Consider the following 18,670-nt stretch of genomic DNA (forward strand, 5'->3'; position numbering starts at 1 on the left):
CATGAGGATTTGACGTCATCCCCTCCTTCCTCCAACTTTTAGCTGGCAGTATCGCTAGGGTGCACCCTTGCGGGTTAGCAACTAGCGACAGGGGTTGCGCTCGTTCAAGGACTTAACCTTACATCTCACGACACGAGCTGACGACAACCATGCAGCACCTGTGGATGAGCCATGACCTTGCGGTCATGGGGGGACCAGTTTCTTGGTCCTTTCTCAAGCATGTCAAGCCCAGGTAAGGTTCTTCGCGTAGCGTCGAATTAAACCACATACCTCGCTGCTTGTGCGGGCCCCCGTCAATTCCTTTGAGTTTTAGCCTTGCGGCCGTAGTCCCCAGGTGGGATACTTAACGCGTTAGCTCCGGCACTGAGGGCAACCCCCCAACACCAAGTATCCATCGTTTAGGGCGTGGACTACCAGGGTATCTAATCCTGTTTGCTCCCCACGCTTTCGTATCTTAGCGTCAGAAACTGTCTAGTGAGCCGCCTACGCCGCTGGTGTTCCTCCCGATATCTACGTATTTTACCACTACACCGGGAATTCCGCTCACCTCTCCAGCCCTCAAGCCTGACAGTATCACGTGCCAACCCAGCGTTGAGCGCTGGACTTTTACACGCGACTTGTGAGGCCGCCTACATACCCTTTACACCCAGTAATTCCGAATAACGCTCGCCCCCTACGTATTACCGCAGCTGCTGGCACGTAGTTGGCTGGGGCTTATTCCAGGGATAGTCATACTCCAGGCTCTGTTAGAGCCGGAGCTTTAATGTCCCTGAAAAGAGTTTTACGATCTTACGACCTTCATCACTCACGCGGCGTCGCAGGTTCAGGCTTTCGCCCATTGACCATGATTCCCCACTGCTGCCTCCCGTAGGAGTCTGGACCGTATCGCAGTTCCAATGTGGCTGACCATCCTCTTAGACCAGCTACCCGTCATCGCCTTGGTAGGCTATTACCCCACCAACTAGCTGATAGGAGACAGGCCGATCCGGAAGCGCGAGCTTGCGCCCGCTTTCTTTGCAGAGCCATCGCCCTGCAACATTATCGCGTATTATCTCATCTTTCGATGAGCTATCCACGTCTAGGGGGTACGTTACCTGTCCATTACTCACCCGTTTGCCGCTGAACCAGTTCCTCGGGTTGCCCCTTGGAACTGACTCCGCTCGACTTGCATGTGTAAAGCACGCCGCCAGCGTTCATTCTGAGCCAGGATCGAACTCTTCGAAAATCTGTGTTTCTCTTGTTTGTCTTCCCGAAGGAAGAATCGATACAAAGGAATGACAGGGATTGTCTTGTACTTCAAGACTTTCCTTGTCGGATAAAAAACACACCTATTGTGTCTTTCAACCCGTTCTCTTCACTGTCTAGTTTTCAAGGTACCAACTGCGCGTGCCGTGCTGTCGACGGACACCCTTGGGGTGGGGCGACGAAACTTAATTTTATTCGATTGCTTTGGTCTGTCAAGAGCAAACCCTTTTCGTACTTCCGTTCACGGGGGCTCCTGCGAGACCTGCTGTAACCGAACACATGTAAATATACGCTAAACAAGAGGAGTGTCAAGCGCAAAGCATGGAGCAGACCGAATTCCCCGACAGAGCCGCACAAAAACGTGCATCAGGAGATGCGGGCGGACGCCCGTGCCGGACCAACCGTGAACAAACCCTGAGCCAACCTATCCACGGGACACGCCTTTCCCAGAACCATCCTTCGGGTCCTCTCGCGACCAGGAACTGCCGTGCGGGTGTGCGGCGCGCCATTGCTCGGACTCTATCCTGGAGTAGAGGCAGCCACAGTAGTTCTGGCGGTAGAGCCCGTACTCCTTGCTGAGATTGACCGACTCCCGGAAACCATCCTTCTTACGGAACGCCTCGGGTAGGAAGGCGACCCCATACAGTGCCCCTTTTTCGCGCCCCACCTGTTCCAGCACATGTACGTCCTTATGGGGACTGATGAGGAGTGTTGTCGTGAACACCGGTATCTGAAGCTCAGCTGCCTTGTGCGCCGCGGCGTCGAGCAGGACCCCGAAGCACCGGGGACACCGGAGACCACCCTCGGGTTCGTCCCAGAACTCACGCGTCGCCGCCAACCAGTGCTCGGGCTCGTACGGGCCGACGATGAGCTCAAAGTTCTCGATGACGGCGAGTTTGCGGGCTTGGTCGAGGCGGAGCTCGTATTCCTCCTTCGGGTGGATGTTGGGGTCGTAGAAGAACCCGACCGGCTCATACCCCTTGGCCCGCAGGCGCAGGACCGGCACCGTGGCATCCGGGGCGCAGCAGATATGCATCAACACTTGTTCCATACCTGTATCATACCCCAGTCCCCGATGTCTGCAAATGGCAGGGCCCACTCCGGACAACCTGGTTCACGGGCAATGAAAAACCCCGCTCGGGAGCGGGGTTGGTGTGAATGTACCACTTGATAGATGCACCCCTCGCATTGAAGAAACATGCTCGGGAAAAGCACCCCTTGGATTGAGAAAAAATCCTCGGGGGGCTATTGAGCAGCGTATCACAAAGGATCAGTGATGGTGGTGCTCCGTCTTGTCGTCGACAGGGGAGTCCTGAGTGATGTCCTTACCCTCGCCGTCGACGGTGGAACTGCCCGTCGTCACGTGCGGCAGCTGATCGCTGGGTTTCGCATCTCTGGACGACGGTCCACTGCTGCGTGTCGGCACGGGTGGAGCCTCGACGTATCCGCCAAGGATCGAGAAGCCGAGGATATAAACGGCGAACAGGATGTACTGTCCGATCGTGGACAGGCTCCGGCCCAGCACGAACACGATGAGCACAAAGACAATCATGATCGGGATGGTGATGAAGAAATAGAGCTTGCGGCTGACCGTCTTATTGGTGGTCTTGGACAGGTAGCGTCCCAGTAAATTGCCCAGGAACATGACGGCAAGACCGGCGAGCAGCAGGACGAAAAAGCTTGGCCCGGTACTCGTCGGGGTGGCTGGAGCTGCAGTCGTTGTTGTTGTCGAAACAAGTGTTGGCACAGGTATCCTCCTATGGACGTGAGCGGCGCAAGCACTGATGCGATCCGCTGTCAACGTTCGCGTTTACAAACTACCTCATCACTGTATACTCTTCGTGTGGATTATCAATGGCAGCCGAAGGGGTGAGCGTGAACAATCTCTGGGACAACAAGATCCTGATTGTCGCAATCATCGCGAACCTCGTTGCACAGGGTATCAAGCCGCTCATCCACTACGGCGAGTATCATGAATGGAAGTGGCCCCTTCTCCTCTCCAGCGGCGGCTTCCCCAGCTCGCACAGCGCTACCGCCACAGCCCTGACGGCGATGGTGGGATTCACCCAGGGCTTCGCATCCCCCTTGTTTGCCATCTGCGTGATCTTCAGCGGCGTCGTCGTGTTCGACGCTTCGGGCGTCCGCCAGGAAGTCGGCAAGCACGCACGGACCCTGAATGCCATGTTCGAAGAGTTCAAGTGGGGGGACAGCTTCGACTATAAGCACTTCACCGAGCTTGTCGGACATTCCTTCTTCGAAGTAGTCGGAGGCATAGCGCTTGGATTGCTCGTTGCGCTGCTGTCTCTTCGCATCCCATTCCTCAGACCGAGGTGAGTACATGAAAATTATCATTGGTTCCGATCACGGCGGATTTCGCCTCAAGTCGTTCCTCATCCACGCATTGACGCTCAAGGGCTATGAAGTCGAAGATCTGGGCACCGACAGCGGTGAGCATCCCGTCGACTATCCCGACTTCGCAGCCGCGGTGGGCCGCAAGGTCGTAGCAGATCCAACCACAGTCGGCATCGCCATCTGCGGTACCGGCATCGGCGCCAGCATCGCGGCCAATAAGATCGCCGGCATCCGCTGCGCACTGGTCTACGACGGCTACACGGCACGGATGGCTAAAGAACACAACAATGCCAACGTGCTCGCGCTTGGCGGTCGGACGACGGCCGAGGAGATCGCGCTCGACTGCGTCGTCACCTGGCTGAACGCGACCTATCAGGGCGGGCGCCACCAGCCACGCCTCGACAAGATCGCCGCTCTGGACTGTTCTTTGAGGTCAGCTGGTAAATAGGTCCAAGTGGTACATTTGCAACCTGACCAGTGAAAACGGCTCTGCTGCTCGTCGACATCCAGAAGGAGTACTTCCCGGGTGGCGCCATGCCGCTGGATGGCCCGGTCGAAGCAGCCGTTCAGGCCAAGAAGCTGCTCGCCCATTTCCGGTACAACCACCTGCCCGCCATCTTCATCCAGCACGTTTCTCTCGACCTCGAAGCGACCTCGTTCAGACCCGGCTCTCCCGGTATCAGTCTCGACAGTAGTATTCGTCCCCTGCCCGGTGAAGCGGTCGTCTGCAAGCATCATCCCAACAGCTTCCGCGACACGAACCTGCTGGAGTTGCTGCGGACGGGCGAGGTCTCCCATCTGGTCATCTGCGGCATGATGACGCACATGTGTATCGACGCGACGGCGCGCGCTGCCTGCGACTACGGGTTTGAGTGCATCGTCGCAGCGGACGCGTGCGCCACCCGGGACCTGGCGTTTGCCGGAGAAACCGTGCCGGCGGCCATGGTCCAGCGAGCCTTCCTGGCGGCGCTGAACGGAACGTATGTCCAGGTGACGACAACAGGCGAGATCGTCACGATGGTACAGCAACTGGGTGACGCTGATGGCCACCTATCGGATGGGGAGGGTAGACATGAGTACCCATGAGACATGGGAGCTGTACCGTCAGGCACTCGATGCCTCGATGGATGGCATGGCCCTGCTGGATGCCGCTGGGCTGTACGTCTACGCCAATGCAGCACACGCCGCCGCTTACGGCTTTGCGCACGCCGAGGACCTTATCGGGCAGTCCTGGCGCATCCTGTATGATGATGAACAGCTGCACTTCATCGACGAGCAGGTCTTCCCCGTCCTGCAAAGCCAGGGCTACTGGCAAGGTCAAGCGGTCGGCAAGCGCCGCGATGGGTCACTGTTTCCCCAGGAGCTTTCTCTCGCGTTCCTTCCCGACGGGGGCCTCGTCTGTGTCGTCCGTGACATCTCGGACCGTGTGCTGGCCGAACAGGCCCAGCTCCTGTACCTGCTGCTGTCCGAGAACACACACGACATCATCCTGTTCATCGCTCCCAATGGCAGCATCCGCGAGGCCAACACAGCCGCCTGCACGGCATATGGCTACTCCCATGATCAGCTGCTGGGGATGGGCATAAAGGACCTGCGGGCCCCGGAGGCGAGAGGGACCATCTCCGCCCAGTTCGCCCAGGCGGTCAAGGGATCCATCGTTTTCGAGACGACACATATGCGCAAGGACGGTTCGGCGTTCCCTGTCGAGGTGAGTGCCCACAGCGCCGACTACAACGGTGAACAAGTGATCATCAGCATCATCCGCGACGTGACAGAGCGACAGGCCCGCGAAGCCGAAATAGCACAGCTGGGACGGGCGGTCGACGAATCGTCCGACGAAATCTACGTTGTTGACGGCGACACCCTCTCGTTCATGCAGGCCAACAAGCGGGCACAGCAGAATCTGGGGTACTCCCTGGATGAGCTGCAGCAGATGAAACCGGTCGACGTAGCGCCCGAGATGACGGCCGAGCATCTCGCCGAGGCACTTGAGCTCGTTCGGGCCGGTATACGGTCAACCGCTATGCTGCATACGACCGCGCAGCGCCGGGATGGCACGACCTATCCCGTCGAGGCACGCCTCTCTCTCGCCGAGACTGGTGGCAGGACGGCCATCGTGGTCATTTTCACCGACATCTCGGAACGTCTTGCTGCCGAGGCGGAGCACACGCTGATCCTGAATGCTATGAACCAGGTGTCCGAGGGAATCGTCATCCTCGACGAAGACGAACGGCTGCAGTACGCGAACCAGGGGGTGGAGCACATCCTGGGCGTACCTGCTGCGAGTATCCTGGGGAAGACACTCGCTGAGCTTCCTGCCGGGCCGGGCTCTGAAGAACTCCATCGACGTGCCGCCGCAGCGATGCTTTCGGGACAACCTTGGACAGGAATGCTGACCATGACCCGTTCCGACGGGACGCCACTGACCCTGCGTGTCACTGTGCGCGCTATTCGCCAGCCCGAAGGCCAGGCCGGGGGGTACTGTGTCGTCATTCATGATGCCACCGAAGAGGTCCACCAGGAAGAGGAACTGCGTCAGAGTCAGAAGATGGAGGCGATCGGATTGCTGGCGGGCGGCATCGCCCACGACTTCAACAACCTGCTGACTGCCATCATGGGCTACACGGACCTGCTGATGTACTCCCTGCCGCCGGGCACACCTGAGGCAGAAGCCGCAGCCACCATCAGTCAGGCAGCCGTAAAGGCAGCCGACCTCACTCGCCGTCTGCTGGGCTTCGCACGCAAAGGGAAGATCGGGGACGTCCCCGTCGACCTCCATACGGTCATCCATGAAGTGCACAGCCTGCTGGAACGGACCATCCCACGCAGTATTGTAATCACTGAAGAGCTGACCGCAGCCCAGTCATCGGTCATGGGCGATTTCACCCAGTTGCAGCAGGTCCTGTTGAACCTCGGTATCAACGCCAGAGATGCGATGCCCAACGGGGGTACGTTGTCCTTCAGAACGCGGAACGTGCATCTGGACGCCTCGTTCTGCCGGCTCCATCCGGAAATTCGCGAAGGATGGTACCTGCTGATTGATGTCGAAGACACAGGGTGCGGCATTCCTGCCAAGAACATGCCACACATGTTCGAGCCGTTCTTCACGACCAAGGGCGTAGGCAAGGGGACCGGCATGGGACTGGCTATGGTCTACGGGATCGTCCGCAATCACGGTGGCACCATATATGTATACTCTGAAGAAGGTCAGGGGGCAGTGTTCCGTATGTATCTGCCATTCACGCAGACTGCAGGAGCACAACCCGGCGACAGTCAGCAGGAACTTATTCCTGGTCATGGACGCATTCTTGTCGTCGACGACGAGGATGTCGTCCGGAAGGTTTCAGCCGACATCCTCAGGCAACTCGGCTACGACGTTGACGAATGCTCTTCCGGTGACGCCGCAGTGGCTTTGCTTGCAACGCTGCCACAGGAGCGGCGCCCTGACCTCATCGTCATCGACCTGAACATGCCCGGCATGGATGGCATTCAGACCCTGAAGGCACTCAAGAACATCGATAGTGGGACACGCGCCGTGCTGTCCACCGGTTTCGGCCTCGATGGGCGTCTGCCGGAAGCGACTGCTGCCGGGTTCACCGGCTGGGTCCAGAAGCCGTTTCACCCATACGAGCTGTCGGTTGCCGTCGCACAGGCGCTGAACACGCAGCACTAGACATCCCGCGGGCTTCCGTCATTCCCGCGAAGGCGGGAATCCAGCCCTGCCCTTACCCGTTATAACCCCGTTCCAGGGTCTGCCGCTCGGCGTCGAGGTCGAACACGAACTGCCGCAAACTCGACTGGAAAAAGTCCCTGATGTGGTTCCACGTGACAGGAGTCCCGACGTAGACGGGGTCCTCCTCGACGTTGGCGCGCTCGAACCAGACAAACCCCTTGCCGATGACCAGCGGCTCGAGGGCGGTCACTCCATACCGCTCCAGAGCATTGCGTGCAACCTTGCGGAAGGGGACGGTCTGGAGAACAGTATACAAGTCCACAAAGTCACTACGCATTCCGCCCTGACTGACAGCCAGCAGCTTCATGGCTGCAATATCCACGACACCGGCCACATCACAACCATTCAGCCTTGTCGTGGGCTCCCCGAAGGGCGCCAGGGTCTGCATCAGCAAGAGCCGGGCGCCGTCTGCCTGCACGGTCATCGCGTCGTCTCCCATCGTCACGGTCTCCACAATGCCGGCAAATCCCCGCAGTTCCTCGAGGATGCCGGACGATCTGAACACCTGCTGAGTGTAAAACTCCAAGTCGCCAGAAATCCGGTGCCCCAGGTGCAGCGCCAACCCCGTCCCCCCTGCCAAGACCCCTCCATGCATGCCCAGGGTCGGCCCCACTCGGCTCATCAGGATACGCGCCTTCTCTTCCACGCACTCAGGATGCATCGGGCACCTCAAACCATACCATCCAGAAATTGCGTGCCCTCGCCGACACGTCCTTCGCGGAGAGGACAACATCGATGATAGTACTCTCGGGGTAGACGCCGGCGAGCCACCGCAGGTCCTCCAAGTCTCCTTGTTCCAGCAGACACGCGATGATGGCAGCGGCATCCCTCTGCAGGGAGAGGGTGCTGGGATCCACACCGGCGAACAGGCGCATAGTATGCAAGGACATCGTCGTAGCCCGTTGCGCCGCGTCGACTCTCCGCCGTACCTCGGGCCGAGTGAGCGGACCGATGTAGGACTGGACCATGCGCGCCCCATCACGGTGCGCCATGTACGCATACTCCTTGTTCCCCGTTTTGCGGATCGTGATGCTCATATGGTGCCTCCTGCGAGCATCATATATATCTTGCTATACAAGTCAACTGGGTTCTTGTATAGCAAGATATGTACAATTGACGTTTTTCCTCTTCAGAACGGACGTTCATGAGTACGAAGTTGGTTACTGCACCAGACTGCCCCTTGCGACGGGTGTCCCTCGGTGCCAGGTGGCAAATGTACCACCCTGAGCTAATGAGCAGCGTATCACAAAGGCAACCTGCCCTCGACCAGCAGGATGGCGCGCCTGAGGTCGTCCATGCCCTGCTTGAAACGCTTGACAGCCGTCGTGACCGAGCAGTGACGTTCCTTAGCGATGATCGGCCACGTGCGTTCGCGCCAATAACGGTCACGGATGATGGCAGCCTTCCGGCTGTCGATCATGGTGAGGCCAAGGGTGACCCGTCCCGCGATGTCCGAACTCGTCCGGTGTACGGTGAGGTCGCTCATTGTTCCTCCTGAGGTGACAGGAAGGCGTCACCGGTGCCGGCAGTGAACCACGGCGACGTCCCCGCCGTGCCGAGGTGCGTGGGTGTACGGCCCTCGTGGTCGCACCAGTGCAGCATGGTCCGCCTCGCGACAGTGTTGCCGATACGCAGCTGCTCGTCGAGCGGACGGCCCTGGTACCGGCCACAGCAAGACCACAGGGCATAGCCGGCAATCTGGATCAGGTCATCGGCGTCGAGCCCCCACGTCCGGGCGTAGCGGCGCGCCATGCCGACGATGGCAGGGCGCAGACCATCATACAGTGGTACAAACCAGGCATCCTTTCGTTTCACACAATCCCTCCCCATGTGGATTATTTTACACAATCTGTGAACAACGCAAGTACTTCCTACATTTTCCTGTGTGTACTTTTTACGCTGTCGTGTATAATATGGTAGACACCACCACAGCAGGATGCTGCAGGACGGTTCCAGTGCGGTGTCACGTGGGTGGAGCCCCGGTTCACGGCATGGCTTGCCACGACTGAAGCGCATGTGATTCCTCATTCAATGTGAAAGGAGCAGATGATGGGGTTTAAGGAGAATGTCCAGACACTACTTGCACAACGCGGCTGGAGTCAAAGGGAGCTGGCAGCAGCTGCCAGCATCTCGCCCGGCGCCGTCGGGGATATCCTCGAGGGGGAGTCGTCAAACTTGCGGACCGCCGCGAAGGTGGCCGCCGCGTTTGGCGTCGAGGTGGCCGATCTCATGCGGGAGGAGCAGCCCATGGAGCCCCGGGACGAACTGGACGTGGCTCTGCGTCACCAGGGAGACCTGTCCCCCACCGACATCCAGGCCGTAAACGCCTTCATCTCCTATATCCGGGGCACCCGGCCAGAACGGGGCAAGCGTGGCGGCTAGAACGTGCCTCTCACCGCGCCTGATAGCGTATGCTCAGCACGTGCGCGAGCACTTTCCCCGGGCCATCGCAGGGACAACCGTCGCCGACCTGGACGCACTGGCTGACGATGTGTGCACCTCCCTCGACGACTTCCCTCTGACGACGGGCGTGCTGGGCTGTACTGTGTTTGAACATGGTGAGGCCTACACCGCCATCCGGGAAGGCTTGCGGCGCGACGAGCCGGCGCGTTATCGGTTCACCCTGGCGCACGAGCTCAGCGAGATCCTCCTGCGGCGCTATCTCGACGCCCTGCCCGACCAGTGCCGACGCGAGCATGTCTGTGACGCCTTCGCGGCCGAACTCCTGCTCCCGCATGCAGCAGTCCTTGCCACTGTCGCAGTGCTCATCGAGGCCCATGCCGGAGGCCCAGGACCGTCCGACGCAACGCTCGACCAGCTGGCACGGCGCATGGCATTCACCTATGACGTGTCCCTGACAGCGGCGCGCATCTCGATTGCTGAGTGCCTCCCGAAGGGGACTTAGTCAGCAACCCTGCCACACCTCGCCGATGTACCACTGGGTACCTATTTACCAGCTGACCCCATATAGCTGGACAGTGCCCGGTCACGCCGCTATACTATTAAGGTTATCTCCAAAAGGGGAGGCACCACAGTGTTGTCCGAGAACGACCAGAAAACGAATACGTCACGCCGATCGTCCCTGATCCACCTCCTGCACAACCAGTCGGTGGCCCAGGCGGCGGTGCTTATCGCCGTGGTCACATTCCTCAGCAAATTCGTCGGTTTCGCCCGCGAGGTGGTCATCGCACGCCAGTTTGGCGCCACCGGCCAGACGGACGCCTTCCTCATCGGCATGATGGTCCCCAGCCTGGTGCTCGGCCTCTTCGCCGGAGGACTCGGCATACTCATCGTGCCCTGGTATCTGGGCCACAAGAGGGAGGACCCGGAACGCGCCCGCCTGCTGGTCGACCAGGTGACGCTGGTATGGGGCATCGTCTTCGCGCTCGTGTGCGTCGGCGTATGGGTCTTTGCCCCTCAACTGGTGCACATCTTCGCCAGCGGCTTCGAGGGCGCCCGCTACACGCTGGCCGTCCAGGTGACCCGTCTCCTCGTCCCCATGGGCTTCATGCTCATCATGACTGGCCTGTTCACCGGCCTCCTGCAGGCCGAGAGCAGCTTCCTGGTAGCGTTGCTCTGGACTCTCGTAGGCAATGTCGCCTTGGTCGCTTGCCTGCTTGCGTTCTCGTCCCGTATGGGCATTCGGGCCTGGACACTGGGCCAGACAGCAATGGCCGTCATAGACTTCGTCCCGTTGGTCATCCTGCTGGCAAGCAAGAGGTACGGCTTCCTGAAGCGTTTCGACGTCCGGCATATGGATTGGCCGGCTATCCTGCAGTTTGCCGCCTTGCTCATGCCGCTGGTGCTCGCGGGTGGCGTAGGCAGCCTCAATGTCATGGTCGACCGCTGGGTCGCCTCACGCCTGCCAGAGGGGGCAATTGCCGCACTCGACTTCGCAGGTCGCGTCTGGACCATCCCCATCACCCTGCTTGCCAGTCCCATCGCCATAGCCGTCTTTCCTTCGTTCTCGTCAATGGCTGTGGACGGCTCGGTCCTGCATGCCATGGATGACAAGGTACGCCGCACTGTGGCCTTTCTCGCCTACATCGTCATCCCGTCGTCCATAGGCATCGTCGTCCTGGCAACACCCATCACCCGTCTGCTGTTCCAGCGAGGAGCCTTCGACGCCACCGCGACCGCCATCACGGCCTCCTGTGTCCAGATGTATGCCCTGGGTCTCGTATTCCAGGCAATTGCGCCCGTCCTGGCCATGGTTTTCTATGCGTTCAAGAACACAGTGACGCCTCTGCTCATCGGTCTGGGCATCGTGGGAGCCAACATGGCCGGCAACATCATCCTCAGCAGGTACCTGGGGGCTGCCGGCATCGCGCTGGCGACGTCCATCACCGTCACGCTGGGCACAGCCATCTACGCTCTCCTCCTGCGCCGCTACTTTCGCACGGAGAACCGCGCCACCCCGACCTACCCGCTCTGGACCCAGATGCTCAGGACGCTGCTGGCAACCGTCCCCGTCGGGCTCATCGCCTGGCTGGGCCTCAGGTGGATCAGCCCAATCACAGCGTTCATCCCTCTGGTCATCCGCACCATGGCCGTCTGCATCGTCGCCGCCCTTGCCTACGTCGTGTGCAGTATCGCCCTGCATCTCGACGGGTGGCAGACCATCCAGAGCCGGTTCACGGGACTGGCACATCGACTGCGAGGCAGGTAAACCAGTCTCCGAGAAATTCCGTCATTCCCCCCCGAGCCCTTTTGTTCAAGGCGAGGGGCGTATTTCCCGAGTATTTCTTTTCAATACCCCTGAGCATTTCTTTTCAATGCCCCCGAGCCTTTCAGTGTAAGGCCCCCGAGCACTTTATTCCCATGCGAGGGGTACTTCTGAGGGGCGTTCTGAGGGGTGCTCTCGGCGAAGGAACGTCATCCCCCGAGCATTTCTTTCCAATGCGAGGGGTGTAGTTCCCGAATGTTTCTGTCGGGGACGGGAATCCAGCCTTTGTCCTTCTCAATGTACCACCCTAGTCTATTGAGCAGCGTATCACATATCGTCCCACGTATTCCACTCTTCCCGTGGCTACAATTCGTTAATGATGCTACACTAATATGCGAAAGCAGTGACGTCGCTGTTTCGATAGCTGACGCCGAACGTGAGGAGGAAGATGATGCCGACCAAGCGGAGACAAGACCTGATAGAACAAGACAAGGGCTCCTCGCCGATTGTCGGCGCTCGCGGTGGCAAGATCATCCTATACAACGCTCCCGATGGTACGGCAAAACTGGATGTGCAGCTTGAACACGACACGGTCTGGTTGAGTCAACAACAGATGGCACTGCTGTTCGACACGGAGCGCAGTGTACTGAGCAAGCATCTGACGAACATCTTCCACTCAGGTGAACTGGATCGCACCAGCAATGTGCAAAAAATGCACATTGCTGGTGCCGACCGACCAGTGGCCCTCTACAACTTGGACGTCGTGATCTCTGTCGGCTATCGCGTCAACTCAAAACGTGGCACGCAGTTCCGCATCTGGGCTACGAACGTACTGCGCGAGCACCTCCTGAAAGGCTATACCGTCAACGAGCGACGCCTGCAGGAGCTCAATCAGGCCGTCCGCCTGGTTGCTGATGTTGCCAATCGGCGAGAACTGACAGGAGATGAGGCAACAGCACTCCTGCACGTCGTAGGGGAGTACAGCTTCGCGCTCGACTTGCTGGATGACTACGACTATCAGCGCGTGGTCGCTCCTGCTACTGGCACAACAGTCATCCATGCCCTGACGTACAATGAGGCAGTGCGCATCGTGCAGCACCTGCGAGGACGCTTCGGTGGTTCGGAGCTGTTTGGACGGGAGAAAGACAACAGCCTCCAGAGCGCGCTGGGCGCAGTGATACAAACTTGGGACGGTACCGATCTGTACCCGGGCGTCGAGGCAAAAGCCGCCAACCTGCTATACCTCGTGGTGAAGAACCACGCGTTCTTTGACGGAAATAAACGCATCGGGGCTGCACTATTTCTATGGTTCCTTGACAAGAACAATGCCTTGTACGACGCATCTGGCGAACGCCGGTTCTCGGACGCCGCCCTCGTGGCTACGACGCTGTTGATCGCAGAAAGCAAGCCGGATGAAAAGGACGTCATTGTCCACATCGTGACAAACCTGCTCACCGAACGGCCAAAAGGGACAGTCTCATGACAAGTAACGCAAGGAAAATATCTAGACGTCCTCTGACCAGAAATTTTGGATGTCTGCCTGTCAGAAATTTAACCCTCATGTTGGCAATTCGATCCCGAAATCGCTGATTGCTCCCAGAGTTTATGCGGGAATCCACCGACGTGGAACGGACTGGATGCCCGCCTGCGCCGAAAGCACCCCTCGCATTGGACCAACATGCTCGGGGGGGCAAGACGAATCGGGAGACAAGTGGCGGATGCCCGCTGATTATCAGCTGACCTCAATTGTGTCATGGAATCCATAATAGGAACGTCATAGGAGGATAACATGACAAAAGGACTCGACTACTCGTTTGGACGGCCCAATCTAGACACGGTCAAACAACAGGGTTATAGCTTTGTTGCGCGGTATCTCGCTGTCGATGGCGGAAGCAAGCTCATAACCAAAACTGAGGCTGACCAGATACGCGCTCATGGACTCGGTCTGGTGCTTGTTTACGAGCAATATGCGGGGAGGGCGAAAGAAGGGCATGCCGCCGGCAAAGCTGATGGGCAGACGGCACTCACTCAGGCTCGATCAGTCGGCTTTCCCGACATCAGGCCTGTCTACTTTGCGGTAGACTACGAAACCACAGGGGCAGGTCAGGCAGCTATTGATGAGTACCTCCGTGGTGCTGCCGACAGTATCGGGGCCAATCGCGTCGGGGTTTATGGCAGTTATGCTGTTGTAGAGCGATGCTTCACGAATGGTTCAGCGCGGTTCTTTTGGCAAACGTATGCGTGGTCGGCCGGGAAGGTTTCAACTCATAGCCACATTCTCCAATATAGTAACGGCCAGACGGTTGGTGGCGCATCCGTGGATTTGAACGAATCGAAGCAGGCCGACTTCGGGGCCTGGGGAATTCCTGCTCCCGTCCCTGCTCCAGCCCCGGTGTCTGCGCCCGTGGTTCAGCCCACGCCCAAGCTCTCTGTGGCACAGCAATGGGCGATCGACCAGGGCATCATGACCCCTCCCGTAGATTGGAACGGACAAGTGGATTACAACATCTTGGCTTGGGCGCTTATGAAGGCCTGCGGAAAGATATAGAAGCCTTTGGGGTCAGCTGGTAATTAGTTCAGGGTGGTACATTCGCCGTCCCTCTGGCGAAGTTCTGTCATTTCCGCGAAGGCGGAGATCCATCCCTTCATCTCGCCGATGTACCACTGGGTGTCTATTTACCAGCTGACCCCAATTCAAAGGTCTGCAATGGCCGGTATTCCACCGGAACAGATGCAACGGTTCCAGACCGCATGACGCCGCGCGTCAGGACGACAGCCCGAGGTGGCTTATACTGCTCGAGAAACGAGGTGAACCCATGTCCAGGAGCTGGGTCACCGCTCCACTTGACCTCCACCGGCAGCGGGTCGCCGTCAGCGACGACGAAGTCGACCTCGGCACCAGACGTCTTGCGCCAGTAGTGCAGTCGCTCGCCCTGTCGGAGGGTACGGCTCAGCGCGAGAAACGCATAGTTCTCGGCAATAGCGCCGGCATCCCCTCGTTGTTCGATGGATAGGAAACTGCCACGAGCCCAATTGAGCAGCCCGGTATCACCGAAGTATAGCTTGGGCGTCCGCTTGACCTCGGACCGGACGTTGCGCGCCAGCGGCGGCACCAGGTGCACCAGATACAGCTGTTGCAGGATCTGCAGGTAGCGCGCCAGCGTCTTGTCCGAGACACCGATGTCCGACGCAATCTCACGGACGTTCACCATCGAGCCGGCACTCACTGACACGGCATGAATGAACCGTTCGAATGCAGCATCATCGCCAATCCTTGTCAGCGCGTCGACATCGCGCTGTGCGTAGACGCGGATGAGGTCGCCAAGGTACTGCATTTTCATCTCGGCCGTTGCCAGCAGCGCCACGCGGGGGTAACCACCGTACTGGAGATACTCGCTGAACAGACCGTCGACCTGTGGCAACACCTCTCCCTGCGCCGTCTTCACACCCGCCAGCGACCCGTAGCCCCTGAAGTCAAGATACTCCCGAAAGGACAGGACCGACAGCTCAAACATCACGATGCGCCCGACCAACTCGTCGCTGAACCCGCGGGCAATTGCCAACGATGACGACCCGGAGACGACCAGTTTGAGGTGTGGGTGATAGTCGACGCACAGCTTGATGAACCGCGGGAAGTCCGGCAGATGCTGGATCTCGTCGATAAAGACCGTCCCTCCGCCCGTCACCTGCTCCAGCGCGTCAGGCCCAGCCAGGGCGATGTCGCGATCCTCGGGAACTTCCATGTCGAGCACGTGGGCCGGGCCCGACATCTGCTGTCCCAGCAGGTACATCAGGGAGGTCTTGCCTGTCCGGCGGCCGCCAGAGATCACAATCGCTTCGTGCTCCTTAAGCCATGGCGTGATGCGGCGTGCTATGTCGCGCGAATGCAGCTGCAGTTCACCAAGCTCATTGAGAGATTTCATACCCTTATCGTACCAATCCTCCGCAATAAGTCAATATTTGCGGAGTCGCCTTCCGCAATAAGTTAATATTTGCGGAATTGTCCCTCCCTTGCCCGTCATTCCCCCGAGCCCTTTTGTCCCTCGCATCCTTTTGTCCAAGATGCGAGGCGTTCTTCAAGGCCCCCAAGCATTTCTTTTCAATACGAGGGGCGCTTCTGAGGGGTGCTTCTCCCCGCAGGCGGGAATCCATCCCTTCATCTCGCCGATGTACCACTGCGTGCCTATTTACCAGCTGACCCCAATCACAATGGATAGAAGAATGAGGTGAACCTTGAACACACATTTCTTTTATACTGTCGCTTGACAATAGTAACGCCTAACGTTATCATGCTGCCATGATTACGTCCTTCGGCGACAAAGAGACGGAAAAGGTGTGGAACAAGCGGTTTTCGTCAAAGCTGCCGCCGGACATTCAACAGGCGGCTCTGAATAAGCTTCGGAGGATCAATGCGGCATCATCCTGGATTGATCTTGATGTACCGAGAGGCAATGGGTTGGAGAAACTCAAAGGCAGCAGAGCGGGGCAGATGTCCATTCGTATCAACGACCAGTGGAGGATCTGCTTCTACTTCAACAATGGTGAAGCTACAGAAGTATCGATCACTGATTATCACTAGCTTAGGGGGTGACATTATGAACACACTGCATGAACCTACACCCGGAGAGATTCTGAAGAGTGAGTTTTTGGATGCATATGGCATTACAGCGTATCGCTTGGCTCGTGATGCTAAATTGCCGCCGACTCGCGTTTCAGAGATTATCCACGGCAAACGCAGCATTAGCCTGGATACTGCTCGCAGGCTCTCCCGGTACTTTGGTACTACTGTTTCCTTCTGGATGAACTTGCAAGTACAGTATGACCTTCTCACCACGGACCCGAAGGTGAAGAGGGAGATCGCCAGGATTACTCCGGTCACGTCCGTCGCTCCAACAAAGAGAGACCGGCCTGCTGGTAGCACAGGATTCCCAATCCTCGGTCTACCGTAACACGCAACTATTAAGGAAACAGCCAAGAGGCTCCCTCGGAGACACAAACCTCCGGGGGAGCCTTTCCTTTGGTCCGTCCTTTTCCCCCCCGAGCCTTTCAGTGTAAGGCGAGGAGCGCTTCTGAGGGGCGTTCTGCCGCGCAGACGGGAATCCAGTCTTGTCCTTGTCTGCGCACCTCGCGCGTAACAGATCACGGAACATGAAGTATGCCCCCATGATATACACACTTTCTGCATTTCACTTGCTATAACTATACATTTGTGTATAGTATCAGCATGTCAGATGCATACGGTGACAAGAACATGACGACACGTGAGGTGCTGGCAAGGCTCCCATCTGTGTTCAGTGTGGATGATGTACGACGCGTCAGCCAGTGGGAGGACTCACGCGTCTGGGTGGAGACCCGCCGGTGGGTTCAGCGTGGCTGGGCAACCCGCCTGCGACGCGGCGTCTACTCGTTGCACGTCATGGGTCGTTCCTACCCTCTCGATCTCGTGGAAGCGCTGCACGTAGTCCAACCGTCCGCGCTTGCGTATTGGACGGCCCTCGGCTACCACCACCTCACCGAGCAACTTCCCCCCACGGTGATCATCCAGACGCCGACGCCAGGAAGAACGATAACCACGTCCATCCGGGAACTTCAAGTACGCATTGTCCACGTACAGCCGTCCCGCTTCTGGGGCATCACGTCTCTCGCTGCCGAAGACGGTACGATAACGGTGACGACTCCCGAGAAGACCATTCTCGACTGCCTCGACCGTCTCGACTTGTGCGGCGGCATCGTCGAGGTCGCCAAGGCTATCAAGGCGGGCACACATGTCTTATCACCGGTCGCCATGGCGCATGCAGCCTTTCGTTATGACAGTGACGTTGTGCGTCGCCGGCTGCTTGTCCTTGCCCAGCTGCTCGACTGGCATCCGTCCTGGCTTGCTGCACGCATCCCGGTCGCTTCAACCGCGGGATATGCATGGTTCGATCCCACTGCCCCACACAAGATCCTGTCACGCTCCACGCGCCTTTACATCAATGTCGCCACGGAGGACATCGTCAATGCAGAGTAGAGTCAGTTGGCCTGTCATTCCCCCGCAGGCGGGAATCCACTCCTGTTTCGACGCATGGACCCCCGCCTCCGCGGGGGCGACAAGAAACGCGTCATTCCCCCCGAGCCCTTCAGTGTAAGGCCCCCGAGCACTTTATTCCCATGCGAGGGGTACTTCTGAGGGGTACTCTCCCCGGAGACGGGAATCCATCCCTTGCCTTTGGTCCGTCATTCCCGCGCAGGCGGGAATCCAGCCTTTGTCCTTCTCAATGTACCACCAAGTGTCTATTGAGCAGTGTCTCACATATCGTCCTACGTATTCCACCCTGCTCGTGGCTAGCCTTTGTTAATGATGCTATACTATTAGTATGCGAAAACAGTGGCGTCGCCGTTTCGACAGTTGACGCCGAACGTGAGGAGGAAGGTGATGCCGAACAAGCGGAAACATGACCTGATAGAACAAGACAAGAGCTTCTCGCCGATTGCCGGCGCTCGTGGTGGCGAGATCATCCTGTACAACGCTCCCGATGGTACGGCGAAACTGGATGTGCAGCTTGAACACGACACGGTCTGGTTGAATCTGGATCAGATGGCCACCCTTTTTGAACGAGACAAATCAGTCATATCGCGCCATTTGTGAAAGGTGTTCGCCGATGGCGAGCTTGAGAGAAGTTCAGTTGTTGCAA

General features: G+C 58.4%; 20 protein-coding genes and 1 rRNA gene. 13 read left to right on the forward strand and 8 right to left on the reverse strand.

Annotated elements, in window-relative coordinates; all coding sequences use genetic code 11:
- The 3 genes from SMC5_RS08155 to SMC5_RS08165 form a co-directional block, all read right to left on the reverse strand.
- Positions 1-1,225 (reverse strand): 16S ribosomal RNA (locus SMC5_RS08155); the annotation flags it as partial.
- Positions 1,226-1,669: 444 nt separating this feature from the next.
- Positions 1,670-2,296, reverse strand: a complete 627-nt coding sequence (locus SMC5_RS08160; protein ID WP_119120310.1) for an epoxyqueuosine reductase QueH — start codon at positions 2,294-2,296, stop codon at positions 1,670-1,672.
- A 219-nt stretch (positions 2,297-2,515) separates the two neighbouring features.
- Positions 2,516-2,992 (reverse strand): hypothetical protein, encoded by a 477-nt coding sequence (locus tag SMC5_RS08165; protein WP_119120311.1) that lies wholly within the window; start codon positions 2,990-2,992, stop codon positions 2,516-2,518.
- A gap of 128 nt (positions 2,993-3,120) precedes the next feature.
- Between SMC5_RS08165 and SMC5_RS08170 the strand changes: the two genes are divergently transcribed.
- The 4 genes from SMC5_RS08170 to SMC5_RS08185 are packed head-to-tail and all read left to right on the forward strand — an operon-like array spanning position 3,121 to position 7,270.
- Positions 3,121-3,579 carry a divergent PAP2 family protein gene (locus SMC5_RS08170; protein ID WP_165849039.1) on the forward strand — a complete coding sequence of 153 codons (459 nt, stop codon included), beginning with the start codon at positions 3,121-3,123 and terminating at the stop codon, positions 3,577-3,579.
- A 4-nt stretch (positions 3,580-3,583) separates the two neighbouring features.
- Positions 3,584-4,045 (forward strand): ribose 5-phosphate isomerase B, encoded by a 462-nt coding sequence (gene rpiB, locus SMC5_RS08175; protein WP_119120313.1) that lies wholly within the window; start codon positions 3,584-3,586, stop codon positions 4,043-4,045.
- Between the two features lie 29 nt (positions 4,046-4,074).
- Positions 4,075-4,683 (forward strand): cysteine hydrolase family protein, encoded by a 609-nt coding sequence (locus tag SMC5_RS08180; RefSeq protein ID WP_119120314.1) that lies wholly within the window; start codon positions 4,075-4,077, stop codon positions 4,681-4,683.
- Positions 4,670-7,270 carry a hybrid sensor histidine kinase/response regulator gene (locus tag SMC5_RS08185; RefSeq protein WP_165849040.1) on the forward strand — a complete coding sequence of 867 codons (2,601 nt, stop codon included), beginning with the start codon at positions 4,670-4,672 and terminating at the stop codon, positions 7,268-7,270. The genes SMC5_RS08180 and SMC5_RS08185 overlap by 14 nt, the downstream gene beginning before the upstream one ends.
- A gap of 52 nt (positions 7,271-7,322) precedes the next feature.
- On the opposite strand, the gene SMC5_RS08190 is transcribed toward SMC5_RS08185, so the two are convergent.
- The 4 genes from SMC5_RS08190 to SMC5_RS10795 all read right to left on the reverse strand — a co-directional run bounded on the left by SMC5_RS08190 (position 7,323) and on the right by SMC5_RS10795 (position 9,145).
- Positions 7,323-7,991: a hypothetical protein gene (locus tag SMC5_RS08190; RefSeq protein WP_119120316.1), complete on the reverse strand. Its 669-nt coding sequence runs from the start codon at positions 7,989-7,991 to the stop codon at positions 7,323-7,325.
- Positions 7,981-8,367 carry a DUF6922 domain-containing protein gene (locus SMC5_RS08195; RefSeq protein ID WP_119120317.1) on the reverse strand — a complete coding sequence of 129 codons (387 nt, stop codon included), beginning with the start codon at positions 8,365-8,367 and terminating at the stop codon, positions 7,981-7,983. Before SMC5_RS08195 ends, SMC5_RS08190 begins: the two co-directional genes overlap by 11 nt.
- Positions 8,368-8,573: 206 nt before the next feature.
- A complete protein-coding gene (locus SMC5_RS08200) occupies positions 8,574-8,816 on the reverse strand; it encodes a hypothetical protein (RefSeq protein WP_119120318.1) in 243 nt (80 codons plus the stop codon).
- Positions 8,813-9,145, reverse strand: coding sequence for a sigma-70 RNA polymerase sigma factor region 4 domain-containing protein (locus SMC5_RS10795; protein ID WP_165846340.1), 333 nt, complete (start codon positions 9,143-9,145; stop codon positions 8,813-8,815). The genes SMC5_RS08200 and SMC5_RS10795 overlap by 4 nt, the downstream gene beginning before the upstream one ends.
- 231 nt (positions 9,146-9,376) lie before the next feature.
- On the opposite strand from SMC5_RS10795, the gene SMC5_RS08210 reads away from it, so the two are divergent.
- From SMC5_RS08210 to SMC5_RS08230, 5 genes are all read left to right on the forward strand, one after another.
- On the forward strand, positions 9,377-9,712 hold the full coding sequence (locus SMC5_RS08210; protein WP_119120320.1) for a helix-turn-helix domain-containing protein: 336 nt from the start codon (positions 9,377-9,379) through the stop codon (positions 9,710-9,712).
- Entirely contained in the window at positions 9,702-10,235 is a 534-nt protein-coding gene (locus tag SMC5_RS08215; protein WP_165846341.1) for an ImmA/IrrE family metallo-endopeptidase, read from the forward strand. Before SMC5_RS08210 ends, SMC5_RS08215 begins: the two co-directional genes overlap by 11 nt.
- A 129-nt stretch (positions 10,236-10,364) precedes the next feature.
- Positions 10,365-11,999 carry a murein biosynthesis integral membrane protein MurJ gene (gene murJ / locus SMC5_RS08220; protein ID WP_165849041.1) on the forward strand — a complete coding sequence of 545 codons (1,635 nt, stop codon included), beginning with the start codon at positions 10,365-10,367 and terminating at the stop codon, positions 11,997-11,999.
- Between the two features lie 445 nt (positions 12,000-12,444).
- A complete protein-coding gene (gene rhuM, locus SMC5_RS08225) occupies positions 12,445-13,479 on the forward strand; it encodes a RhuM family protein (RefSeq protein WP_207799164.1) in 1,035 nt (344 codons plus the stop codon).
- 306 nt (positions 13,480-13,785) lie between these two features.
- The gene (locus tag SMC5_RS08230) at positions 13,786-14,544 is read left to right on the forward strand and encodes a DUF1906 domain-containing protein (protein ID WP_119120324.1); all 759 of its coding nucleotides are present in this window, start codon (positions 13,786-13,788) and stop codon (positions 14,542-14,544) included.
- Between the two features lie 124 nt (positions 14,545-14,668).
- Here the strand turns inward: SMC5_RS08230 and SMC5_RS08235 are convergent, their stop codons facing one another.
- Complete coding sequence (locus SMC5_RS08235; protein WP_119120325.1) at positions 14,669-15,919, reverse strand: ATP-binding protein; 1,251 nt, start codon at positions 15,917-15,919, stop codon at positions 14,669-14,671.
- 374 nt (positions 15,920-16,293) lie between these two features.
- Between SMC5_RS08235 and SMC5_RS08240 the strand changes: the two genes are divergently transcribed.
- The 4 genes from SMC5_RS08240 to SMC5_RS08255 all read left to right on the forward strand — a co-directional run bounded on the left by SMC5_RS08240 (position 16,294) and on the right by SMC5_RS08255 (position 18,624).
- Positions 16,294-16,575 (forward strand): type II toxin-antitoxin system RelE/ParE family toxin, encoded by a 282-nt coding sequence (locus SMC5_RS08240; protein ID WP_119120326.1) that lies wholly within the window; start codon positions 16,294-16,296, stop codon positions 16,573-16,575.
- Positions 16,576-16,591: 16 nt separating this feature from the next.
- Positions 16,592-16,945, forward strand: coding sequence for a HigA family addiction module antitoxin (locus tag SMC5_RS08245; RefSeq protein ID WP_119120327.1), 354 nt, complete (start codon positions 16,592-16,594; stop codon positions 16,943-16,945).
- Positions 16,946-17,247: 302 nt separating this feature from the next.
- A complete protein-coding gene (locus SMC5_RS08250) occupies positions 17,248-18,006 on the forward strand; it encodes a type IV toxin-antitoxin system AbiEi family antitoxin domain-containing protein (protein ID WP_165849042.1) in 759 nt (252 codons plus the stop codon).
- A 405-nt stretch (positions 18,007-18,411) separates the two neighbouring features.
- Positions 18,412-18,624, forward strand: coding sequence for a hypothetical protein (locus SMC5_RS08255; RefSeq protein ID WP_119120329.1), 213 nt, complete (start codon positions 18,412-18,414; stop codon positions 18,622-18,624).
- Positions 18,625-18,670: the final 46 nt, after the last annotated feature.

Origin of the sequence: Candidatus Cryosericum odellii (assembly GCF_003570935.1) — a bacterium.
GTDB lineage: Bacteria > Caldisericota > Caldisericia > Cryosericales > Cryosericaceae > Cryosericum > Cryosericum odellii.

Bases quoted from the DNA above. Each gene is read 5' to 3' on its own strand.
- SMC5_RS08255 (WP_119120329.1), top strand. From the start codon at position 18,412: ATGCCGAACAAGCGGAAACATGACCTGATAGAACAAGACAAGAGCTTC.
- SMC5_RS08195 (WP_119120317.1), bottom strand. From the start codon at position 8,367: ATGAGCATCACGATCCGCAAAACGGGGAACAAGGAGTATGCGTACATG.
- SMC5_RS08240 (WP_119120326.1), top strand. From the start codon at position 16,294: ATGATTACGTCCTTCGGCGACAAAGAGACGGAAAAGGTGTGGAACAAG.
- SMC5_RS08190 (WP_119120316.1), bottom strand. From the start codon at position 7,991: ATGCATCCTGAGTGCGTGGAAGAGAAGGCGCGTATCCTGATGAGCCGA.
- SMC5_RS08185 (WP_165849040.1), top strand. From the start codon at position 4,670: ATGAGTACCCATGAGACATGGGAGCTGTACCGTCAGGCACTCGATGCC.
- SMC5_RS08200 (WP_119120318.1), bottom strand. From the start codon at position 8,816: ATGAGCGACCTCACCGTACACCGGACGAGTTCGGACATCGCGGGACGG.
- rhuM (WP_207799164.1), top strand. From the start codon at position 12,445: ATGATGCCGACCAAGCGGAGACAAGACCTGATAGAACAAGACAAGGGC.
- SMC5_RS08245 (WP_119120327.1), top strand. From the start codon at position 16,592: ATGAACACACTGCATGAACCTACACCCGGAGAGATTCTGAAGAGTGAG.
- rpiB (WP_119120313.1), top strand. From the start codon at position 3,584: ATGAAAATTATCATTGGTTCCGATCACGGCGGATTTCGCCTCAAGTCG.
- SMC5_RS08230 (WP_119120324.1), top strand. From the start codon at position 13,786: ATGACAAAAGGACTCGACTACTCGTTTGGACGGCCCAATCTAGACACG.
- SMC5_RS08250 (WP_165849042.1), top strand. From the start codon at position 17,248: ATGACGACACGTGAGGTGCTGGCAAGGCTCCCATCTGTGTTCAGTGTG.
- SMC5_RS08160 (WP_119120310.1), bottom strand. From the start codon at position 2,296: ATGGAACAAGTGTTGATGCATATCTGCTGCGCCCCGGATGCCACGGTG.
- SMC5_RS08235 (WP_119120325.1), bottom strand. From the start codon at position 15,919: ATGAAATCTCTCAATGAGCTTGGTGAACTGCAGCTGCATTCGCGCGAC.
- SMC5_RS08210 (WP_119120320.1), top strand. From the start codon at position 9,377: ATGATGGGGTTTAAGGAGAATGTCCAGACACTACTTGCACAACGCGGC.